The organism is Hyphomicrobium sp. MC1 (assembly GCF_000253295.1).
Taxonomy (GTDB): domain Bacteria; phylum Pseudomonadota; class Alphaproteobacteria; order Rhizobiales; family Hyphomicrobiaceae; genus Hyphomicrobium_B.
Genome location: NC_015717.1, coordinates 3,428,374 through 3,446,767 on the forward strand (window position 1 = coordinate 3,428,374; position 18,394 = coordinate 3,446,767).

At 56.3% G+C, this 18,394-nt stretch carries 16 protein-coding genes and 1 pseudogene; 3 read left to right on the forward strand and 14 right to left on the reverse strand.

Translation table 11 applies throughout. The features are described 5' to 3' along the window. Window positions 1–377: 377 nt before the first annotated feature. From HYPMC_RS16515 to HYPMC_RS16540, 6 genes and pseudogenes are all read right to left on the reverse strand, one after another. Entirely contained in the window at window positions 378–1,178 is an 801-nt protein-coding gene (locus tag HYPMC_RS16515) for a CbbQ/NirQ/NorQ/GpvN family protein (RefSeq protein WP_013949178.1), read from the reverse strand. A 282-nt stretch (window positions 1,179–1,460) separates the two neighbouring features. Continuing rightward, window positions 1,461–1,997: an ANTAR domain-containing response regulator gene (locus HYPMC_RS16520; RefSeq protein WP_244420912.1), complete on the reverse strand. Its 537-nt coding sequence runs from the start codon at window positions 1,995–1,997 to the stop codon at window positions 1,461–1,463. Window positions 1,998–2,137: 140 nt separating this feature from the next. Then, window positions 2,138–3,268 (reverse strand): transporter substrate-binding domain-containing protein, encoded by a 1,131-nt coding sequence (locus HYPMC_RS16525; RefSeq protein ID WP_013949180.1) that lies wholly within the window; start codon window positions 3,266–3,268, stop codon window positions 2,138–2,140. A 341-nt stretch (window positions 3,269–3,609) separates the two neighbouring features. After that, window positions 3,610–3,739, reverse strand: a pseudogene (locus tag HYPMC_RS24780) (short-chain dehydrogenase/reductase); the annotation flags it as partial. A gap of 590 nt (window positions 3,740–4,329) precedes the next feature. Next, the gene (locus HYPMC_RS16535; RefSeq protein ID WP_013949183.1) at window positions 4,330–5,100 is read right to left on the reverse strand and encodes an intradiol ring-cleavage dioxygenase; all 771 of its coding nucleotides are present in this window, start codon (window positions 5,098–5,100) and stop codon (window positions 4,330–4,332) included. A 438-nt stretch (window positions 5,101–5,538) separates the two neighbouring features. Then, a complete protein-coding gene (locus HYPMC_RS16540) occupies window positions 5,539–6,177 on the reverse strand; it encodes a Spy/CpxP family protein refolding chaperone (RefSeq protein ID WP_013947426.1) in 639 nt (212 codons plus the stop codon). Window positions 6,178–6,385: 208 nt separating this feature from the next. Here HYPMC_RS16540 and HYPMC_RS16545 point away from each other — a divergent pair, with 208 nt between their 5' ends. Together HYPMC_RS16545 and HYPMC_RS23395 are read left to right on the forward strand one after the other, a co-directional pair. Beyond that, complete coding sequence (locus tag HYPMC_RS16545) at window positions 6,386–7,117, forward strand: response regulator (RefSeq protein WP_013947425.1); 732 nt, start codon at window positions 6,386–6,388, stop codon at window positions 7,115–7,117. Between the two features lie 11 nt (window positions 7,118–7,128). Next, entirely contained in the window at window positions 7,129–8,547 is a 1,419-nt protein-coding gene (locus HYPMC_RS23395; RefSeq protein WP_013949186.1) for a HAMP domain-containing sensor histidine kinase, read from the forward strand. Window positions 8,548–8,578: 31 nt separating this feature from the next. On the opposite strand, the gene HYPMC_RS16555 is transcribed toward HYPMC_RS23395, so the two are convergent. From HYPMC_RS16555 to HYPMC_RS23400, 7 genes are all read right to left on the reverse strand, one after another. Continuing rightward, window positions 8,579–10,120, reverse strand: a complete 1,542-nt coding sequence (locus HYPMC_RS16555; RefSeq protein ID WP_013949187.1) for a PepSY domain-containing protein — start codon at window positions 10,118–10,120, stop codon at window positions 8,579–8,581. Further along, window positions 10,120–10,680 carry a hypothetical protein gene (locus tag HYPMC_RS16560; protein ID WP_013949188.1) on the reverse strand — a complete coding sequence of 187 codons (561 nt, stop codon included), beginning with the start codon at window positions 10,678–10,680 and terminating at the stop codon, window positions 10,120–10,122. The genes HYPMC_RS16555 and HYPMC_RS16560 overlap by 1 nt, the downstream gene beginning before the upstream one ends. Window positions 10,681–10,782: 102 nt before the next feature. Next, a complete protein-coding gene (locus HYPMC_RS16565) occupies window positions 10,783–13,065 on the reverse strand; it encodes a TonB-dependent siderophore receptor (protein WP_050976820.1) in 2,283 nt (760 codons plus the stop codon). Between the two features lie 441 nt (window positions 13,066–13,506). Continuing rightward, window positions 13,507–14,031 (reverse strand): 2,4'-dihydroxyacetophenone dioxygenase family protein, encoded by a 525-nt coding sequence (locus HYPMC_RS16575; RefSeq protein WP_013949190.1) that lies wholly within the window; start codon window positions 14,029–14,031, stop codon window positions 13,507–13,509. Window positions 14,032–14,047: 16 nt separating this feature from the next. Next, window positions 14,048–14,563 carry a flavin reductase family protein gene (locus tag HYPMC_RS16580; protein WP_013949191.1) on the reverse strand — a complete coding sequence of 172 codons (516 nt, stop codon included), beginning with the start codon at window positions 14,561–14,563 and terminating at the stop codon, window positions 14,048–14,050. Then, complete coding sequence (locus HYPMC_RS16585; RefSeq protein WP_155831272.1) at window positions 14,560–15,963, reverse strand: acyl-CoA dehydrogenase family protein; 1,404 nt, start codon at window positions 15,961–15,963, stop codon at window positions 14,560–14,562. Before HYPMC_RS16585 ends, HYPMC_RS16580 begins: the two co-directional genes overlap by 4 nt. A gap of 92 nt (window positions 15,964–16,055) precedes the next feature. After that, complete coding sequence (locus HYPMC_RS23400) at window positions 16,056–17,072, reverse strand: helix-turn-helix domain-containing protein (protein WP_155831273.1); 1,017 nt, start codon at window positions 17,070–17,072, stop codon at window positions 16,056–16,058. On the opposite strand from HYPMC_RS23400, the gene HYPMC_RS16595 reads away from it, so the two are divergent. Then, window positions 17,062–17,673: a cupin domain-containing protein gene (locus tag HYPMC_RS16595; RefSeq protein WP_013949194.1), complete on the forward strand. Its 612-nt coding sequence runs from the start codon at window positions 17,062–17,064 to the stop codon at window positions 17,671–17,673. The genes HYPMC_RS23400 and HYPMC_RS16595 overlap by 11 nt on opposite strands. A gap of 40 nt (window positions 17,674–17,713) precedes the next feature. Here HYPMC_RS16595 and HYPMC_RS16600 read toward each other — a convergent pair whose 3' ends face one another. After that, window positions 17,714–18,325: a helix-turn-helix domain-containing protein gene (locus tag HYPMC_RS16600; protein ID WP_013949195.1), complete on the reverse strand. Its 612-nt coding sequence runs from the start codon at window positions 18,323–18,325 to the stop codon at window positions 17,714–17,716. Window positions 18,326–18,394: the final 69 nt, after the last annotated feature.

Genomic DNA, 18,394 nt, shown 5'->3' on the forward strand with positions numbered 1-18,394 from the left:
TCTGCTACCCTGCTCGCCAGAAGCGTTGCGGCGGCGGCGCGTGAACCTGCATTGCGACAGATATCTGCAGTGATTACCGCGACATTCGTGCCGAACTCCAATCCGCGCCTTTGATACTGCTCCCGGCTCACATGCCAATACGCGGTTAGACATCCTGGCCCGACATTGACATCAGCAAGGATCAGGACCGCTTTCGCCCATGCTTCGAGTTCATCCTGGCCACAACGGAGGCTCAGGAAATCCCAAACATCACCGAAGGCACCACTCAAATCGCTCCGCCGACGCATTAGAAGTTGAAGTCGGGCAGACGCGCGTCCCTGAGACGGAGCGGTAACCGACTCCCCGGGGTGGGCTGATGTCATCATCCCGGAGCCTACCTACATCAGGCAGGCGGCGATGGCGTCGCTGAGCGCCGAACGCACGTCACGATCGTCGGAAATCGGTAGTACTATGCTCGCATGCACCGCTGTTGCGATAGGAACTCCGGTTTTGATCAAGTGACCAGCGTGGATCAGCATTCGCGTCGAAGCACCTTCGTCGAGTCCTTGGCCTCGCAAGTTGCGCGACCGTTCCGCGATTGTCACTAACTGCGCGGCTATGTCCTTCGTCGTTCCTGCTTCGCGCATGACGATCGAGGTCTCGACTGCCGGCGATGGATAATCGAAATCAATTGCGATGAACCGTTGCTTTGTCGATTCTTTTAAATCCTTGATCGCGCTTTGGTAGCCTGGGTTGTACGAGACGACGAGTTGAAAGTCGCGGTGCGCCGGCACCATCTCATTGCGCTTCTCCAGAAACATCACGCGCCGCGCATCGGTTAGTGGATGAATAACGACCGTAGTGTCCTGTCTGGCTTCCACGATTTCATCAATGTAGCAGATAGCTCCATTACGGACAGCGAGCGTCAGGGGGCCATCATGCCAAACGGTGCCTTCTGGCGTGAGAAGAAATCGCCCAGCAAGGTCAGCAGCAGTCATGTCTTCATGTGCTGCGACGGTGACGAGCGGACGGTCAAGCCTCCACGCCATATGCTCAACGAAACGGGTCTTGCCGCAGCCCGTCGGACCTTTGAGCATAACCGGAAGGCGACTGGCGTACGCCGCTTGGAACACCGCGATCTCGTCTCCGATGCTCTGATAATAAGGCTCATCCCCTATGCGATAGACTTGCAGATCCATCGAACAACTCCGTTGAGATCGTTCAGATTCGCAGGTGCGCAAAAGCGCTAGCCCCGCGCTCTCACGCAGGGCAAGGAAACCCTGGAATTTGGTGTATCGAGGCCGACGATGCTGTCGGATGAATTAGATGTCGCCGACGGTGTTGTCGGTCGAAAGTCTGTGCTTCAAAAAGCTAGAGCACTTAAACATAAAGTACGACCGCCAGACAAGCAGCTAGCGGCCCCTTCACCCCCATTTCCCAGTAGCCCTTAGATGATTGTAAATGCTCCAGCCAAACGTTCCTTAGCGCGGCAACCCACCCAAAAGGCCATACGATGACACAATCGCTTCGGCGATATTGCTTACCGGAACCCGTCGGGCCATCGCCTGCGAGCGGATATATTGGTACGCCTCTTCGCTGCTCACCGACCGCATATTCATGACAATCGTCTTGGCCCGCTCGATCGCACGCATCGCCCGCAAGTTCTCCTCGAGCTTGGCAGCTTTGCTGCGAAGACGGCGCTCATAGCGGAACTGGCTCAATCCCATTATCACGCTAGCTTTGACCGCATTTGCTGTAAAAGGTCGAGCTAAGACGGCATCCGGCGTCACGGCTTCCAGCATCGCCGATGAGAACGGCTCGGTCTGAGGCAACATAATTACCAGCGCGGCCGTTGCTTCCCCGATCGACCATGGCAACCGGCGTTCCAGGTTCGGCGAATAATCACAGAATATGATTTCGGCGTCAGTCGGGAGCGTGCCGGCGTGTCTGTTGACCAGTCGCACATCCATCCTGAGCTTTTTGAGTTCGCGCATTAGAAGATCGAGTTGATCTTCCACTTCGGTCTCGACGATTACGCGCAATTCGTGAAGTTTGCGCAACGTCCCAAATGCCTGGACGTCTGTATCGCCAGGACCATCGCACGTCTCTATGTCTTTCATAGTCATTTCCGAATTGGCCTGAGATGTGGTCACTTAGCTTAATCGATAGGACCGTGGAGGAAGAACGGATCGGCCATCACCATGCTCGGCGTTTCTACCAAGACGTCGAAACTGCCGTTTCGATTGGCCCGCCCTATCCGGCTCTGCAGATCAGCATGCCCAGTCTCATTGATACTCACACAGCCCTGCGGGGATTCGAAGGACGATCCTAAAACGTAAGGCCGCAAGATATCTGTATCGAGCGTGTCCGCCTTCTCCAGCGCCTGGGCGAAAAGATAGATTTGAAAATATGCGGTTTCCGCACATACGTTTGGCGTCGTATGGTCACCAAACCGCTTTTTGAATCTTGCAATGAAGGCATTATTTGCGTCGCTTTGAATGCTTTCGAAATAGCAAGCCGCCGTAATGTGCGCTTCGCCCACGTCGCAGCCCATCGCGTGGATTTCCGCTTCCGTCGTCGTCAGGCTGGCGATTGGCACGCATTTGGGATCAAGACCAGCTTCGGCATAAGCTTGATAAAGATGGCTCGTGCCTTGTCCGACGACAGTCGAAAAGACGACATCTGCGCCCGACTCTTTAACGGCCTGCGCAATCGGCTTGAAAGCAGCACGGGGCGAATGAATGTCGACATACTGCTCTGCGGCTACGATACCTCCTTGCGACAGAAGGCACTCCCGCAGGAAGCGATTGGTCTGGCGCGGATAGACGTAGTCAGATCCAATGAGAAAAAAGCGCGGGCCATAGGTCCGGAGCATATATGAGCACAACTTGACGATCGTCTGATTTGGCGCTGCACCTGTATAAATGACGTTAGGCGATGCTTCGAAGCCTTCGTATGGGGTGGGATACCAAAGCAGACCGTTAAAACGCTCTACCACCGGCATGATCGCTTTCCGGCTCGCCGAGGTATAGCAACCGAAGATCGACGTCACGCCGTCCTTGATCATCAGTTTCTTAGCAACATCGACATAAGAACTTGCCGAAGAGCCCGGTTCATAAATAACGGGAACGATTTCCCGCCCGTTGACACCTCCGCCGGCGTTGATCTCATCGATCGCGAGCAATGTTCCACACAGCTGGGTCCGTTCGACCTCCGAAGTCCAGTTCGTCTGAGAGAACAGGATGCCGATGCGCCAAGGTTCGTTTTTTGAGCGTTGGTTACGCGGCATGAGGTAAAGCCTCCGTTCGCACCTACCAAGAACCATTGGGACTTAAAACGAATACTACAGCGGAATAGAATGGTAATCAGGTGCCCAGATGAAGTTCTTATCGACATTATCGTGAACTGACTTCAGTGCATTTTTTGCGCCACATCTCGCAGGTGCTGAAGGAGGACTTTTGACCCCCCTGCTCCAGCAATCTGCTTTTCTGCGCATCAAGACGCTCGATAAATGTGCAACTCCTCTACGCTGCGCTATCGAATAGTTCCCTAGCTTGGCGAGCGTGGCCCGCTTTTCGAGCGACGATGCTTTATAGTCCTTAATCTCGATATCGCCAAAGCGAACGGAACCGGCATCGAGAAAGTCCGCGCGGAATCGGCCGTGACAGACGCACGTCATCTTAATGCCAAAAGGCTCCATTTCCTTGGCAAGACTCTCCGATCAGCCCGAGACCGCATGTTTGGTTGAGAAATAAAATCCGGGATCGTCACATGATCCCAAGCTCTCGCGGACGCCGCCCCTCCGCCGAGCGTACGCTTGTATGATGCCTCATCAAGACCGTCGCCACAGAGCAGCCGATGGCGGACGAGACGGAACAGGTCGCTCCTCTTAGGATCTCCGTGGCGGACTAAGCCAATTCGCCCTAAAACGCGGGCCTGCCGCTTGCCCCGCTCCTGTCGGGGTAGTGGGGGACAGAAGCGAACGGCAGACCCGCGTAGAAGTTCATGCCGGAAAGACGACCGAGGAACCGGCATGTATGCGTCTACACTGGCGTTTGTAGCTTATTGATACCGAGGAAGGATGAACTTCGCGCGTCGAAGTGTAACTAAGTGTGTCGCAGCGGGGTTTAGGCAAGTATTACCGCCGAGCAGCGAGGCACTGACTTTGGAGTTGGGACTGCGAGGCATCGATGGCCGTCTCAAGTTTTCAAGTTCGGGGAAGAACGCCAGCATGGCAAAAATATCTGCGCCCCAACCCAAGTAACGAGCGCGAGTGTTTCGGACACGTTCGGAACTAGCGCCTAAGGCGCCGTAAGGGTGCGCCAAGGATTTGCGCAGAGAGATGTCGGTTTACAGCCCGATGAGTTGGCGCAAATAAGGTCCCCACCCCATCGAACGCTTCGCTGCGGATCCGGTTCGGTCGACCGAGATAACCAGTGATGCCGTCAACGTGTCCGGCGTTTCGTCGATGGTGAAGACGATGCCGCCTCCTTCGCGCTTGCCTTCCTTGAAAATGAAGTCCGAGTTATTGTCAGTGTCGGGATTGGGCCGTTGCTTATACGGCACCTGTTCGCGATAAATTCGCTTACTCAAATCGTCAGGAAAGTAGATTTGTCCGGTGACAAGCGTGAGTTCGTCGAGGAAAACTTTTACGTGGATATGCGGCGTCCTCCCGGGGTACCAGCCTGGATAGATGGTGCGAAACAGGACTCTTCCGCCCCCATCTGTCATTTGGGTGCCGCGCAGATAAATCTCGTCCGTCGTAGATATCCGGCGATCATCGCCCTGATGCGCATAGCCCGAATAGACGCCGCGCGCATCAGCATGCCAGACATCGACACGAGCGCCGGTCATTGGTTTGCATGTCGTCGCATCGATCACAGTGAGCAGCATGATCGTGCTTAGCCCCGGCCGTCCTTCGCGAATATCGGAGCGAATTAGTTTTCGATCGAAGTAGTACGGTCCTTCGATCGCTTGGGGGAAAAGCGTGCACTCTCCCGGCTGGCCAACGGGTGAATTATCAGTGGCATATGCTTCAGTTGGCGTTTCAACGAGTTTGACGGCCGCAGTGCCGAGCAGCAATCCACGTACTGCCTGCCGTCGGGAAAACATGTGTTTCATGTCACGTTCCAAAAATCTTCGCCGACAGCAACTGATCTATGGCCTAAACTGAAGATCAAGCTGATAAAACCTCAATTCCAGCCCCAAGAATGCGCGAGCCTTCTTAAGCGCAACGACTAATAGACCTGCCATCTCGGGTACAGCGCCGACATCTCCAAAAACTCCTCTTCCCTCAATGCACCGTCGCGTATGAGGCTTAGAGCCAATTGCTCGGATGCCGTCCGGGGTTGAACGTTCAGCAAAAGCTGCCGATTCATATTTTTTGGTTCCATATTCATTTTGCTAAATGCCATCAGACGGGCGCGCTCGTCACTGCGATAACAAAGAACAGAAACGTCAGTGTGAGCAGCAATCCGATTTCATAAAAGCGTGTCATCACCGTCTCCTCAAATGTGCTGGACGCGAAGAGATAGGAAGCTCCGCGCCCAGCATCTCCGCTCACAACGGGTCGGGATGCAGACCGTCAGGTCCGTTCCCGCCACCCAAACCCGGAGGCGGAACGAGATTGAAAGGCGGCGGCGGCATCGGTCCGTCGTGCGGCGGAGGCATGATGCGCTGTTCTATTGCACTAACTTTGGTCAACTGTTCGGGCGTGAGTTTTGCCCGAAGAGCTTCGATAGCTTTCTTGAGGGCTTCTGCATCGTGACCGCGCGCGACCGCGTCATCTGCCATTTTCTCAGCGAACGCGAAGGGCTTTTGTTGATCACCCGCCGCCGGTTCCGGCTCTTTCTTACCGGGACGAGGCGGCTTGGCGACATTCAGCAACGCGTCTGTAAAGTCGCGCCAAGCATCAAGTTGTTCGACACGAATGCCGATCTCGGTCTCAGCTTCGGACAGAAGCGAAGCCAAGGGACGAGGACCATGCGGCGGCGGGGGCGGCGGCATGGACGCGAACATTCCGCAACCCGGGAATTTGTCGCCCATTCCATGGATACCGGGCCCCATCGCCATTTGCTGCTGCGGCGGCATTTTGCTGGTTGGCTCTGCGGCCGCACTCGAATAGATGGCGGCGCCACAGACGAGTGACATTGCGGCGGCAGCCGTCACTACGATGACGGATCGTTTATTCCTGGACACGACAACCTCCTCAGCTTCACGGCGGATCACCAAAAAGCTTTCAAAGCTCTCGCGATCACCGGTTGCGCCGTATCTAACAGAGCGAAGGGAGGTTTGGATTTCGGGGACACTTCGAACTGTAACGGTCCGTTACAGAAATGAGATTGTTGTGTGGCTGACCAAGCAATAAAGAAGATAGAATGCCAGTTAGAACCCCAAAGGCGATAAGTTGTTTGCATCTCCCCATATCCTGCTAGTCGACGACGATAAACAGATACGCACCGGCCTAGCTCGCTTTCTCGTCTCGAACGGCATTCGCGTCACAGAAGCCGGAAACGATATTGCGATGTGGAAGTCGCTTGAGGTGGGGAAATTCGATCTTATCGTTCTCGATATCATGATGCCGGGCGAGGACGGCTTGTCTCTTTGCCGACGACTAAGAGCGACCCGGCCGATTCCGATCGTATTGCTGACTGCGATGTCGAGCGAGACGGATCGCATTATTGGTCTGGAAATCGGTGCTGACGACTACGTAACAAAGCCATTCAGTCCGCGCGAACTTCTTGCGCGTATCCGTGCGGTTCTTCGCAGAACGCAGAACGCTCTTTCGAAAGAAGAGCCGGTTACGCAGAGCATCTACGTGTTCGACGGTTGGCATCTCGATACGGTGAGAAGGGTTCTGAGAAATCCGGATAATGTCCTCGTCGATCTTACAGCGGGAGAATTCGATTTGCTGCTCGCATTTGTTGAAAGGCCCCAGCAAGTCCTGACCAGAAACCAACTTCTCGACCTGACGCGCGGACGTTCCAGCACGCCCTTTGATCGCACAGTCGACGTCCAGCTCAGCAGACTGCGGCGCAAGATCGAATCCAATCCCGCGCAACCGACGCTCATCAAGACCGTTCGCAGCGGCGGTTATATTTTCACCGCCCCGATCGACAGCGAAGCGACGCGCGATTGAAAGCAACCCCCATGCGAAAATTTCGGGTCGGCCTCAGCACGCGCATTGCACTCACGATGCTTACTGCACTGCTTCTTTTGCAGGGGCTCAATGCGGCGACATTCTTCTTTTTGCCGCCCCCCACACAAACGATCTACAGCGCGCGCTGGCTGATTTCTGAAACGAGCGAAGCAACGAAGAAAATCTTCGACGTCGAGACGACGCGTCGCAAAGATGTCGCCAAAACGCTCAGCGACGAGCTGCATCTTTTCATTTCGTGGGACGAGATACGTAGGGAGCCACCAAGCCCAGAGCGCGTTGCGTCCGGGTTCTTTATGCGGCTGGAGCGTTCGCTTCGTGAAAGCCTGGGCGGGAGCATCAGGAGCGTCTCGGTGGAACCGCGCGGGGGTCCGCCTTTCCCGCGAGGCGGCGAGAACACACAGTTTGTGCCCGCAGGATTTGAGCAACATTTGCCGACAGGTGCATTGGCGACCAATGAGCCCGATATTCCCATTATCGGCGGCTTCAGCATTTTGGTCCAAGGACCTGATGGAAGCTGGCTACACATTGAGCCGCGCCGCCCACCACGATTAGGTCCGCTTTTTAGTCCCCCGATGATCACTGCCGCCGGCGCGATCCTTCTAATCTCCTTTCTATCCATATGGACGGCCAAGCGCACGCTGTCTCCGATCGATGACCTTGTTGGTGCGGCGCAACGCCTTGGGATCGATCGCAACGCCACCCCGGTCGATACGAGGAAGCTGGGAGACTTTGCGGTTGTCGGCCGCGCACTGAATGAGATGCAAAACCGCATCAAGAATTTCGTCGATGAGCGGACGCACATGCTCGCCGCCATATCGCACGATCTTCGAACGTCCCTGACCCGACTCCGGTTGACGATGGAGGAACTAGATGAAAGCGCGAGCAAGAACGCGCTCGTCCACAATGTCGAGGAGATGGAGCAGATGCTTTCGGCGACGCTCGCTTTCGCAAGCGACGACTTGAAACGCGAAAAGGCCGAGCGTGTGGATCTCGGTGCATTACTTATCACGATTTGTGATAGTTTTTCGGATGCAGGCGCATGCGTCGACTACCAAGGTCCGGATCATCTGCTTACTGTCTGCCAGCCCATCGCAACCAAACGAGCGTTCATGAATATTGTCGACAACGCGGTGAAATACGGGATGTCCGCACGCGTCGGGCTTCAGCTAAATGGCGAGCATGTCGTTGTCACTGTAAAGGATCACGGTCCCGGCATTCCGGACGAGTTGATTGAGACGGCCTTTCAGCCATTTCACCGGCTTGAACAATCTCGCAACAGGGAAACGGGCGGCGTAGGACTTGGATTGGCCATTGCCAGAGATATCGTTTCTGCCCAGGGCGGCACGATCACACTCAGTTCACCTCATGACGGTGGTTTGCTGGCGACAGTGCGGCTGCCACGCAGCTAACGCTCCGATCATTATCTCTGCTTACTGACCATCATGGGATCGCGGCAGAGATATTCGACGTTCTCACCGTGTACGAAGTCCGAACGGCTAGAATTAGAATAACTGCCGCCATGATCAGCAATCCGGCATCGATCCACGATGACGCTGGATCGGTCGCCAATCCGCGCCACTTCCAGAAGTGAAGCGTGGCGACACACGTCAAGGCAACGCCAGTCAGCGCTTGCAGTACTGTCGTAACGAGCGCTGCGTTCCAAAGCACGAATGAGATTGAAAGACTCGCGATGGTCGCCGTTAGATAAACAGCAATGAGCCCATCCTGCACATAGAGCGCCGCAACCGCTACAATTGCGAGTGCCAGCGGCTGTCCCCACACCAGACCTGACCAGACCCTTTCCCATCGCTCAGCCGGCCGCCCTTTGTCTCGCCGGCGAGCCAGCCAGATCGCAACTCCACTCTGCGTGACGATCGTGAGCGCCAGACCTAGAATAGCGTAGAGAATTTTTGCGGTTAGGCCACCAAACCAGCCGAAGTGAAGCGGCTGCAGCACTCCGAGGATCTGCTGCCCGATCCCGCCCTCTTCAAGACCACCATCACCGATGCGTTTGCCAGTGCTATCAAAGTAATAGGTATTTGCAAATGCAAGATGTCCCGGTGTCCGCATCCGCAAGTGCACCATTTGGCCGCTCGTCGCAATCTGCTGAAATTGAACAGATACGAGCTCTGCGTCGGGTTTCTCGCGCCGCACGTCGGCGATCATAGAGGCGATGTCCGGCATCGCAGCAGGCTTGTCCGTCGCCACTGCTCTTGGACCGAGAATGGTCGCCAACGCTTTGTCGGAATCGCCGTCGTACGCAGCCAAAGCCAGTACTCCGACGATTAACGTCGAAAGACCAAGAAGCGCCCCACTCAGCGAAACAATAAAATGAAACGGCAGTCCCCATACACCCAACCGATTATGAAGGTCGGCTTCCTGCAATCGCTTCGAACCGCCCCAGCGCAACGCGAAAGCATCTTTGAAGATTCGCGGGTGTGCGAGCAGTCCCGATATGAGAGAGGACAGCAGCGTGACCCCGGTTAAACCTACAATGAAGAACCCCCAAGTCCTTGGCAGATGAAGCCGCGTATGCAGTTCGCCGAGAAAATCGGCGAATGGAGCAACCGTGCGCACGACCAATCGGCCATCCGCGTCCGCCACCCATTCTCCGTCTTTCCCTGTAGCCACATTGAAATAGTTGACGGTGAATCGGGGATTGATCGCGCTTGGAAATGTCAGAACGACATTTTGGCTTGCGTCATCGATTAGGGCTTGCCCGTGTGCTGCCCAAGTCGCCTCCGTTACAGCCTTAGCGCTGAGCGGACCGCTGACCCGCGGCGCATTCGGCTGTTCCCAGCGGTGAAACTCCAGCAAAAAAACGCTAAGTGTGCCTGTCAGACACACGACGTATATCAAAGCGGCAAACGCGAGCCCCAGTGCCGAGTGTCCGGCGAGCACGGCTTGCACGAACTTCGGCGGTAGCAGCGGACGTTTCCGGCTTCTCGCGATGTCTTGTACAATCGGCTTTAGGCTCGTCATCACATCAAAACTTTTGGCAAAAAGGCGATGCCGTAACTCACGGCCGACACGCCAAGCAGAATGATCGTCGCCCGCGCGAGCTTCGCATCCGCGAGCGTCCACGCCATGCCGCCGCCCCACAGCACGGGCACCAGCACGCCGCCTATAATAATGCGATCATGAACCCCGAGCGGCATGGCGACGGCGAATGCGACCCCGACGCCGATTGCGGCGACACCAGCGAGCACAATAGCCAACAGACTTTTGGCAACCGCGCGTCGCCAGTTGGTGCGCCGAGCTTCCGGCTCAAGCGCGAGAGACGCCATCACCGGAGATCGTCTGCCCCGCACTTCGACCGTCATCGCGACGGCGGCGTAGGCCATGATAGCAAGCGCCAGCAGACCGTAGGCCAGCGCGACCTCGCCGCTCATTTGACGCATCAGGACTGCGAAGCTTGCGACAAGAGACAGCCAGCCGCCGACCACCCATGGCACATGCGGCCTACGATCGCTGAGCCAACTGGCGCGCAGTAAGAAGAGACCGGCACCCATAAAAATGAGCGCCGGCAGTACTGTCAGCATGAAGGACGGCGAAGGAATTGTGGGCCTCTTCGAAGTTAGAACTTATACGAGCATCCAGCTGTGAGCGTCCGCGCTTGGACTACAATCGCGCAGACTTAACGATCAGAAGTTGACCGTGCTCGACACCAGATAGGTGCGCGGCGCACCGACCGTTATGATGCCGTCACCGCTATATGATGATGCGTAATAGTTCGTATCTAGAATGTTCTCGACGTTGAAACGAACTGTCATCGGCTTGCCGTTCCAGGGATTATCGAAGGTATAGCGGGCGCCAATGTCGTAGCGTGTCCAATCGGGAATGGAGTAATGATTTGCGGCGTCGATATAGACGCCGCTCGTATAGATCGCCCGGCCGTTCAGGGTCAGGCCTCGGATCGGCGTATCCCATTCGGCGCCCATATTGACGCTGGTATCGGGGACACCCTGCGCTTTGTGCCCGTCGTTAGCGCCATTGGCGGTTTTTTCCAGGCGCCCGTCGATCAAAGCAACGCCGCCCAACAGGCGCAGCGTTGGCGTAAGCTCACCAAACACATTGAATTCGAGGCCGCGATTGCGCTGCTCGCCGTCATAACCAAGGACGTTGTTGATTGCGAGCAGCGAAGGCTCTGCGATGTCGAAAGCAGCGAACGTCGTGCTGATGGCCCCGAAATCGACCTTAATTCCCACTTCTTTCTGAGTGGTTTGCGACGGCGGCAGCACGTCGCCGGCATTCGAATAGGTCGGACCAACTGTCGTTCCCATCTGCAGGCCTTCGATATAGTTCGCGTAAAGCGAAACGTTCCGAAGCGGCTTTACCACCACGGCATACGCAGGGCTCCAGACCGACGCGTCCGTCGACGAGGTGTCCGTGCTTGTTGCAGTAGTACGAGTGTTGTCGGCTCCTGCATCCTGATGACGGACGCCGATCGTGAATTGGACGCGATTGTCCAGGATCGACATCGTATCCGACACGCCCTCGCTCGACAGGTCGGTTTCCGCCAACGTCGCGATCTGCGGGCCGAAGGACGTAGGCTTCGGGATGGGAACCGGATCGTAGATGTTCGAGCAGATACTGTACCCTTGGAACGCTACGTTGTAGGGCGGCGGCAGGCAAGACGCCGCGTTACCGTTGTGCCAGCGACCGACGTTGTCGCGTACAGTCTTGGAATAATCGACATTGAACAGGTGATTGATCGGACCGGTATCAAAGTCGGCACGGATCCCCGTGTTACCCGCCCAGTTTTGCGTCAGAGAGCCACCTTTGAGCGGGAAGGTTACAAAGTCTCCGTTAGCGTTGAGCAGGCCAGGCGAAGCGAAGAGATAGTCGAGATTGTTGTCACTCCAGCCGTAGGCGCCGTAGGCAGTCACGTGATCGGTAAGTTTGTACTCGCCGCGTACCATCGCGAACGTCGAGCTTGTATTCCAATACTCCCAAGGCATGCCGCCGTAGTTAGATGAGGCATCTGGCGCTGGCGGAACTTTTCCGTTCATAAGCGGCAGGAAGGGGGGAACGGGCCTAACCAAAGTAGGAAGTGATGAAGGAACCACGGTGATGAACCGTTGGACGCCTGTCAAATCATTCGCCTGATAACCGACGTCTGCAGAGAGGCGCAGCCGCTCGCCGCGATAATCGAGATTGAGAACGGCATCGCCCAACTCGTTGTGCTGATCGTCGATCGCGGTGTCGCCGGAGCCGTAGCTCCCATTGAACCGCACACCGAATTCTTTGCTCAGGCCGTAGCGTCGGGCGTAGTCGAGTTCAGTACCGACCAGCCCCTGAGATTGATAGGTCGTCGTGACCTGCGTGATCGGATCGTCAGGCGCCTGCTTCGTCACAAGATTGATGCTGCCGCCCACTGCGCCGCCCGGAGGCATGCCGTTCAAGAGCGCGCTCGGTCCTTTCAAAACTTCGATACGGTCGACGTAATTGGGTTGCGTGGTATAGGTGGGCGCGATGCCATAAAGCCCGTTCAATCCCATTTCGCCGGTATCGTAATAGAAGCCGCGAATGTAGAACGTATCCTGGCCATAACCCGCACTCGCGCTTTGGTTTGCGCGTACCGACGGATCATCCAACAAGACGTCCGCAACCGAGCGGGCCTGCTGGTCCTGAATCGTCTTCGCCGTAAAGCTTGTCTGATTGAAAGGCGTATCCATCACGCTTCGGTTGCCGAGCATTCCGAGCTGGCCGCCTGTCGCAACCTGACCACCTGCGTAGGCGACCGGCGGCGTCAGCGTGGACATTGGATTGGTCGCCGGCATCGCCGCGGCAGCAGCCGAGTCAGTCTGCACGGAACTGGCACTTTGCGGCAGAGAATTTGGCTTTTTCGACGCGACGGTTTTTTTCTTGGAAGGCGCCTTCTTCGTCGAAGTTACCTTGGCAGCTTCGACAGTGATCTGCGGCATCGGAATTGGATCAGCGGCAGGCGCTTGCGTGAAATCTTGCGGCGGTTCTTGAGCTGAAGCTTGAGACAGTGTGAGGACAGAACATACGAATCCGCACGCGCAAACGGCACGCCAAGCACTGTACACCTGAAACTCCTATTCCAATTCCACCCGTGACCGGAGCGGCTCGTGTCATTGCAAGGGGACGCCGATGGTCTCGCCTCCATTTGTATACTTTTATTGTAATGTTTCAATCTGATCGCTTGGCGACGTGCAAGACGCTCAGATCGTGGGTTCAATCGGCAACATTGCGACCTTTCGCCATCTTCGGAAAGTTGGCCCACCTGGAGCTTTGCGAAGGCCCGATCGATCTCGATGTCGCAATATGCCTTGCGCTTGGATTCATTCGTCGTTGGCCTGTACCCGGCGTTTACCGCTGAGCTGGTAGGCCAGCTTTTGACGTCAGCGGATGAACTGATTGACGAAATCTGCTCCGAGGCCGACCGCTTCGTAGTGCGCCCTGCACGCTTCGATCAGCTGGAAATTGTCCTCGACGAGAGTCACCTTGTCATTCTCGTCGATGTAGAGCGTCGGCCCCAGTATAAAGAAGACCGTTTGCATTTCCTCGCCGCTATCGCACGTGAGCGTGTGCGTCTCGCCTGGTGGTTCGAGAACATAAGAGCCTTCCGTGGCGCGCCACGTATGTTCCAGGTAGCGCCAACTTCCTTTGAGAACAAAGCCATGCACTGGCGATGGATGGCGATGACGAGAGAGCACGCCTCCCTTCTTCACGCGCAAAACTTCGCCGTGTGCGCCGGCGCTCATGTCGAAGAAGAGCGGACGAAACCAGACGTTGGGTTCGAGAAGCACCCAGATTCGCTCGTCCTGAGGGGGCGGCACCACAAGTTCAGGGATCATTCCTAGATGACCCAGCGCTGGCGGGTCGAACGTCACGTATTCCGTTTTTACCGGCGTAATGATTGTCATCGGTAACCTCCTCGGATTAGCGTTCGTTGAGAGGGATGATCGGATGGAACTCACCGCGGAAGTAGACGAGTGGATTGCCTCCCGGTGCACGCTTCAGCGCGACAACCTCTCCGATAACGATTTCATGGTCGCCTCCATCGTACGTTGCCCAGAGGCGACATTCGAAATTCGCGATCGCATCGGGGAGCACCGGGCACCCCAAGCCACCGCTGTGCCATTCGATACCGTGGAAACGATCGGCAACAGGCGCTGCGAACCGTTTGGCCAATTCCGCATGCTCATCTCGAAGAACGTTCACACAGAAAGTGCCGCTGCTTTTCACGAGATCGATGCTGGCGGCGCCCCTTCGGACGCTATAGAGAACCAATGGCGGCGCCAGACTCACGGATTGGAACGAAGATGCCGTCAATCCGAAGCGGATGCCATCATCGGTGAGGCCGGTGATGATTGTGATACCGGTCGGAAAGCATCCCAGAGCTTGCCGGAAATCAACCGAGTCTTCCGGGCTCGTCCAGTCACTCACGACCATCATTCGGCTGCGGTCCTCGTCTTGAGTTCAGAGGTCAGCTTTTGAATGATGCGATGCTTGCCCGCGTCGTCGAGTTTTTCCAGCTCATTCATCAACACCGGTTCGTCGACTTTCCTATTCCACCAATCGATCGAACCGGCTCCAAAAAGTCCCCATTTCCCGATGATCTGCGCCGTGACTTCATTCGAAGGTCCCATGATCCAACCGGCTTTTGAATCTCGAAGTAAGCGTTCCAATTCGAGATCGCGCATATAGCCGCGCCCGCCGCAGGCTTGCAGCATCTTGTCGGAGACTTCGAAAGAGAAACGCGTCGCCAGAAACTTGGCCTGGAAACACCAGAGCGAGAATTTCGCGCGCGGCATAGCCTTGGGATCTTTGTAGTAGATGTCCCAACGTCCGCCGTCTGTCGCGTCATCCAGCGCTTTGGCGAGGGAATAGGCATAGAGGCGCGATGCCTGACCGTCCATGATCGCCCGCCCGAACGTATCCTGGATTGTCGGATAGTCGGCGACACGGCGGCCGAACTGCGCATGCGCCTTCCGTGTCACGTGTTTCTTGGCAACATCGATGCACGCAAGGCCAACGCCATTGTAGGCACCGGCGTATATCAGCATCGCTAACGGATCGATGGCTTCATCGTTCGACATGGCGCCGTCTCCCGGCCAGCCAACGATGCGCTCTCTCGGAATAATGGTGTCGATCTCGACGGGGCCGGACTGATTGCCGTGCATGCCCAAAGCGTCCCACTTGCCGGGCGATCCCATCACTTCGTCTTTGTAAAAGAGAAAGACGGAAAGATTGCCGTAGTTTCCGTCGAAATCGGGGCTCGTTGTTTGGGAGATGTACCAATCGGCGTAACCCGATGACGTCGTCCAAGCGGCCTTCTTGTGGACATGCCAGCCGCCTTCGACACGCTCCGCGCCCGACATCTTCGGATACCAGAAATGACCGCCAGTCTCAGGATCGGTATAGGAAGCCGTGCCAACGAGACACTCGCTGTCGATCCGCGATAGCAGCTTTTCGATTTCGGGATTGCCTTTGGCGCGGTAGACCAAGCCCGCAACCGCCACCATGTGCATCATGTAAATAAGCGCTGTCGATGGACAGCCGTAGCGTGCAATCGTCTCTGCAATCATCATGACGCCGACGTGGTTTTCTCCTCGCCCTCCGAATTCCTTCGGAGCGATCGCAGCTAAGAGGCGAAGTTTGGCGAGAGCTTCGAGATTGGCGCGTGGGTAGACATTCGTTTTGTCGGATTCGATTGCGTTCGGCCGCAGAACGTCGTGACAAACCTCAATCAATTCACGGCGGAGTTCTTTCTGCTCGGCAGTCAGCAGCCAATCCGGATCGAATTCCGCGTCCAGGCCGTAATAAGGGGCATCGCCCCACGTCGTCGTCATCATGCATCTCCCGGAAGAGCCAAGAGCTCGTTCTTCGCGGAAGATGATGCGGACGATCGCGCCGGCGGTCTCTCGGAAAATTGCTCAATTTCTAGTCAGCACAGCGCCTTACGGCGCCAATCTCGCGGACACATTCCAACTTGATCAAGGAAGACTTGGCCGAAGTGACTCTGACTGTCAAAGCCCACGCACGCAGCGACCTCGATAATTGTCATGTCACGCACCAGCAGCAGTTCCTTGGCGCGCTCAATGCGCAGGCCCACAAGCCAGCGATGCGGTGGCTTTCCGACGGCGGCTTTGAACGCCCTCACAAAATGAAATCGGCTCAGGCCGGCGGCGCTCGCGAGATCATCAAGCGAGATATCGTCTGCAAGGCGATCATGAACGAGCGAGAGGACACGGCGCAACTGCTTGGCAGTCAGCGCTCCGGCTCTATTTGTTGCTCCTTCAAAATTTCTTTGGCAATGGCGCAGCAGAATACGTCGCGCCAAAAGCTCCGCGGCCATATCGAAGAATATCGTCGAAATACTGCCGAAACGCGTCATTTCATCGGCAAGAGACAAGATGGTATGGCGTAGGTATACGTCATTGAATGCCATCCGATTCAGGATTTCTACGCGCCTTCTTCCAATGTCAGCAGCGACACCGTCGAGAAAATCCGCCCGCAGGAAAACATGGGCTTCTTCCGTCGGTTGATCCCAGCGCCAAATATTGCTTCGTCCCGCGGCCAAGATCATCGATTGGCCGGGCAGTACGCGCGCCTCGACTTTTTCGCCGCCAAGGCGAGCCTCAATGCGCAAGGGCCCCGATAACGTCACCGAGATATAGTGAAATGGCAGCTCTGGTGCTTCGACCTCTTCGGCTAAACCATCGAAATGAAAATGACCGACGGCAAGGACGGACGATGCCGCAAAACTTCGCTGGCGCGCGGGGCGCCCGCCCAGCTTGCCGATCCAAGCTTTCGCCGATGAAATATCGGACCGCTCATCACAGAGGAGATTTTTATCGGTCATTGCTTTCATCATATCGAAATTATGCCTTGCAAATTTCGATAGACAAGATGAAAATTTATGCACGAACAAGGAATGGCGGAATAAAGCAGTGAAACTCAACGACGGCTCGGCTGCTGCTTCGGACAGCCAAGATGAGGACCTGACGCCAACGCAGGTGGGCGCCGAGATTCGCGATCTTCGGAAGGCCAAGCGCCTGACGATCAAAGAACTCTCTCTGGCCGCATCGGTATCAGTCGGACACTTGAGCGAAATCGAGCGCGGCATCGCATCACCCAGCATCAAGACGCTCAAAGACATTGCGAAGGCACTTAGCGTCACGATCGGCTGGTTTCTTCATAATGCCGAGGGCTGCGATCCGGCCGAGCGGGAGCACATCGTCCGAGCGGATAATCGCCGTATCTTGCGTTTTGCCTCCGGCGTCACAGACGAATTGCTATCTCCGAACTTGCGCGGACAGCTCGAACTGGTGATGTCGCGCTTCCCCCCGGGCACCGCCGAAGCTGAGCCAGCTTACTCCCATCAAGGCGAAGAAGCGGGGCTCGTCCTTTCGGGCTCGTTCGAACTGTGGATCGGAGAACAACACTTCACGTTACAGGCAGGAGACAGCTTCAGCTTTCCGTCGACGACGCCACATCGCTATAGCAATCCCGGAGACGTCGAAGCCGTCGTTATTTGGGCGATCACACCACCCACGTACTGAGAGCAGGCCGAGCGGCGCGCAACTTAAATAAGAGCCGCCGTCAAATAATCGGAGGCGTGCAGGCGCAGGCAATGACGGCGACCGTTTTTCCGACATTGCGAAGGCGGTAAGGCACCCTGCCGAAAAGCTGGTAGCCGCCGCCTTTCGTCAGACGCCGCACCTCGCCGCCAGCTTCGACTTCGATCGAACCTTCAATGACGATAACTGCGGTTTCGCCCTCAAAGACAATCGGATCGTCACCTGTACCCGCGCCGGGCTTATAGCGCTCAATGAACATTTGAAGCTTCTTTTCACGGCGCTCACCCGCAAGCACACGGAGATCTGCTGCACCTCTCGAAACAACGGCCAGGTCCCCCTCGTCGTAGAAAAGTGCGTTTTTCTGCGAGACGGGTAAGGCGAAGAAATCGGCCAGCGAGATCGGGATCGACGTGAGCAAGCGATGAAGAGATGCGAGCGATGGAGCATGCGTCTCCTGCTCGATCATAGATACTGTAGCGTTCGTCACGCCGGCGCGCTTGGCAAGCTCTCGCTGGGAAAGGCCTGCGGCCTCCCGCACAGCCTTAAGCCTCGAACCGACCGCAAGCTCGCTTGCCTCTTCGCGGGAGCGTGTCTTCGTCTTGTCTTCACGTTTTGACGTTTTCGCTTGAGCCATCGTCATTCACTTCTGCGGCGCGCTTCTGATGCATCGCTTGCTTTGCCGAAGCAGCAAGACATCGTTCGT

Bases quoted from the DNA above. Each gene is read 5' to 3' on its own strand.
- HYPMC_RS16580 (WP_013949191.1), bottom strand. From the start codon at position 14,563: ATGATGGTCGTGAGTGACTGGACGAGCCCGGAAGACTCGGTTGATTTC.
- HYPMC_RS16575 (WP_013949190.1), bottom strand. From the start codon at position 14,031: ATGACAATCATTACGCCGGTAAAAACGGAATACGTGACGTTCGACCCG.
- HYPMC_RS16565 (WP_050976820.1), bottom strand. From the start codon at position 13,065: ATGCCGCAGATCACTGTCGAAGCTGCCAAGGTAACTTCGACGAAGAAG.
- HYPMC_RS16585 (WP_155831272.1), bottom strand. From the start codon at position 15,963: ATGATGACGACGACGTGGGGCGATGCCCCTTATTACGGCCTGGACGCG.
- HYPMC_RS16555 (WP_013949187.1), bottom strand. From the start codon at position 10,120: ATGACGAGCCTAAAGCCGATTGTACAAGACATCGCGAGAAGCCGGAAA.
- HYPMC_RS16560 (WP_013949188.1), bottom strand. From the start codon at position 10,680: ATGCTGACAGTACTGCCGGCGCTCATTTTTATGGGTGCCGGTCTCTTC.
- HYPMC_RS23395 (WP_013949186.1), top strand. From the start codon at position 7,129: ATGCGAAAATTTCGGGTCGGCCTCAGCACGCGCATTGCACTCACGATG.
- HYPMC_RS16525 (WP_013949180.1), bottom strand. From the start codon at position 3,268: ATGCCGCGTAACCAACGCTCAAAAAACGAACCTTGGCGCATCGGCATC.
- HYPMC_RS16600 (WP_013949195.1), bottom strand. From the start codon at position 18,325: ATGGCTCAAGCGAAAACGTCAAAACGTGAAGACAAGACGAAGACACGC.
- HYPMC_RS16535 (WP_013949183.1), bottom strand. From the start codon at position 5,100: ATGAAACACATGTTTTCCCGACGGCAGGCAGTACGTGGATTGCTGCTC.
- HYPMC_RS16515 (WP_013949178.1), bottom strand. From the start codon at position 1,178: ATGGATCTGCAAGTCTATCGCATAGGGGATGAGCCTTATTATCAGAGC.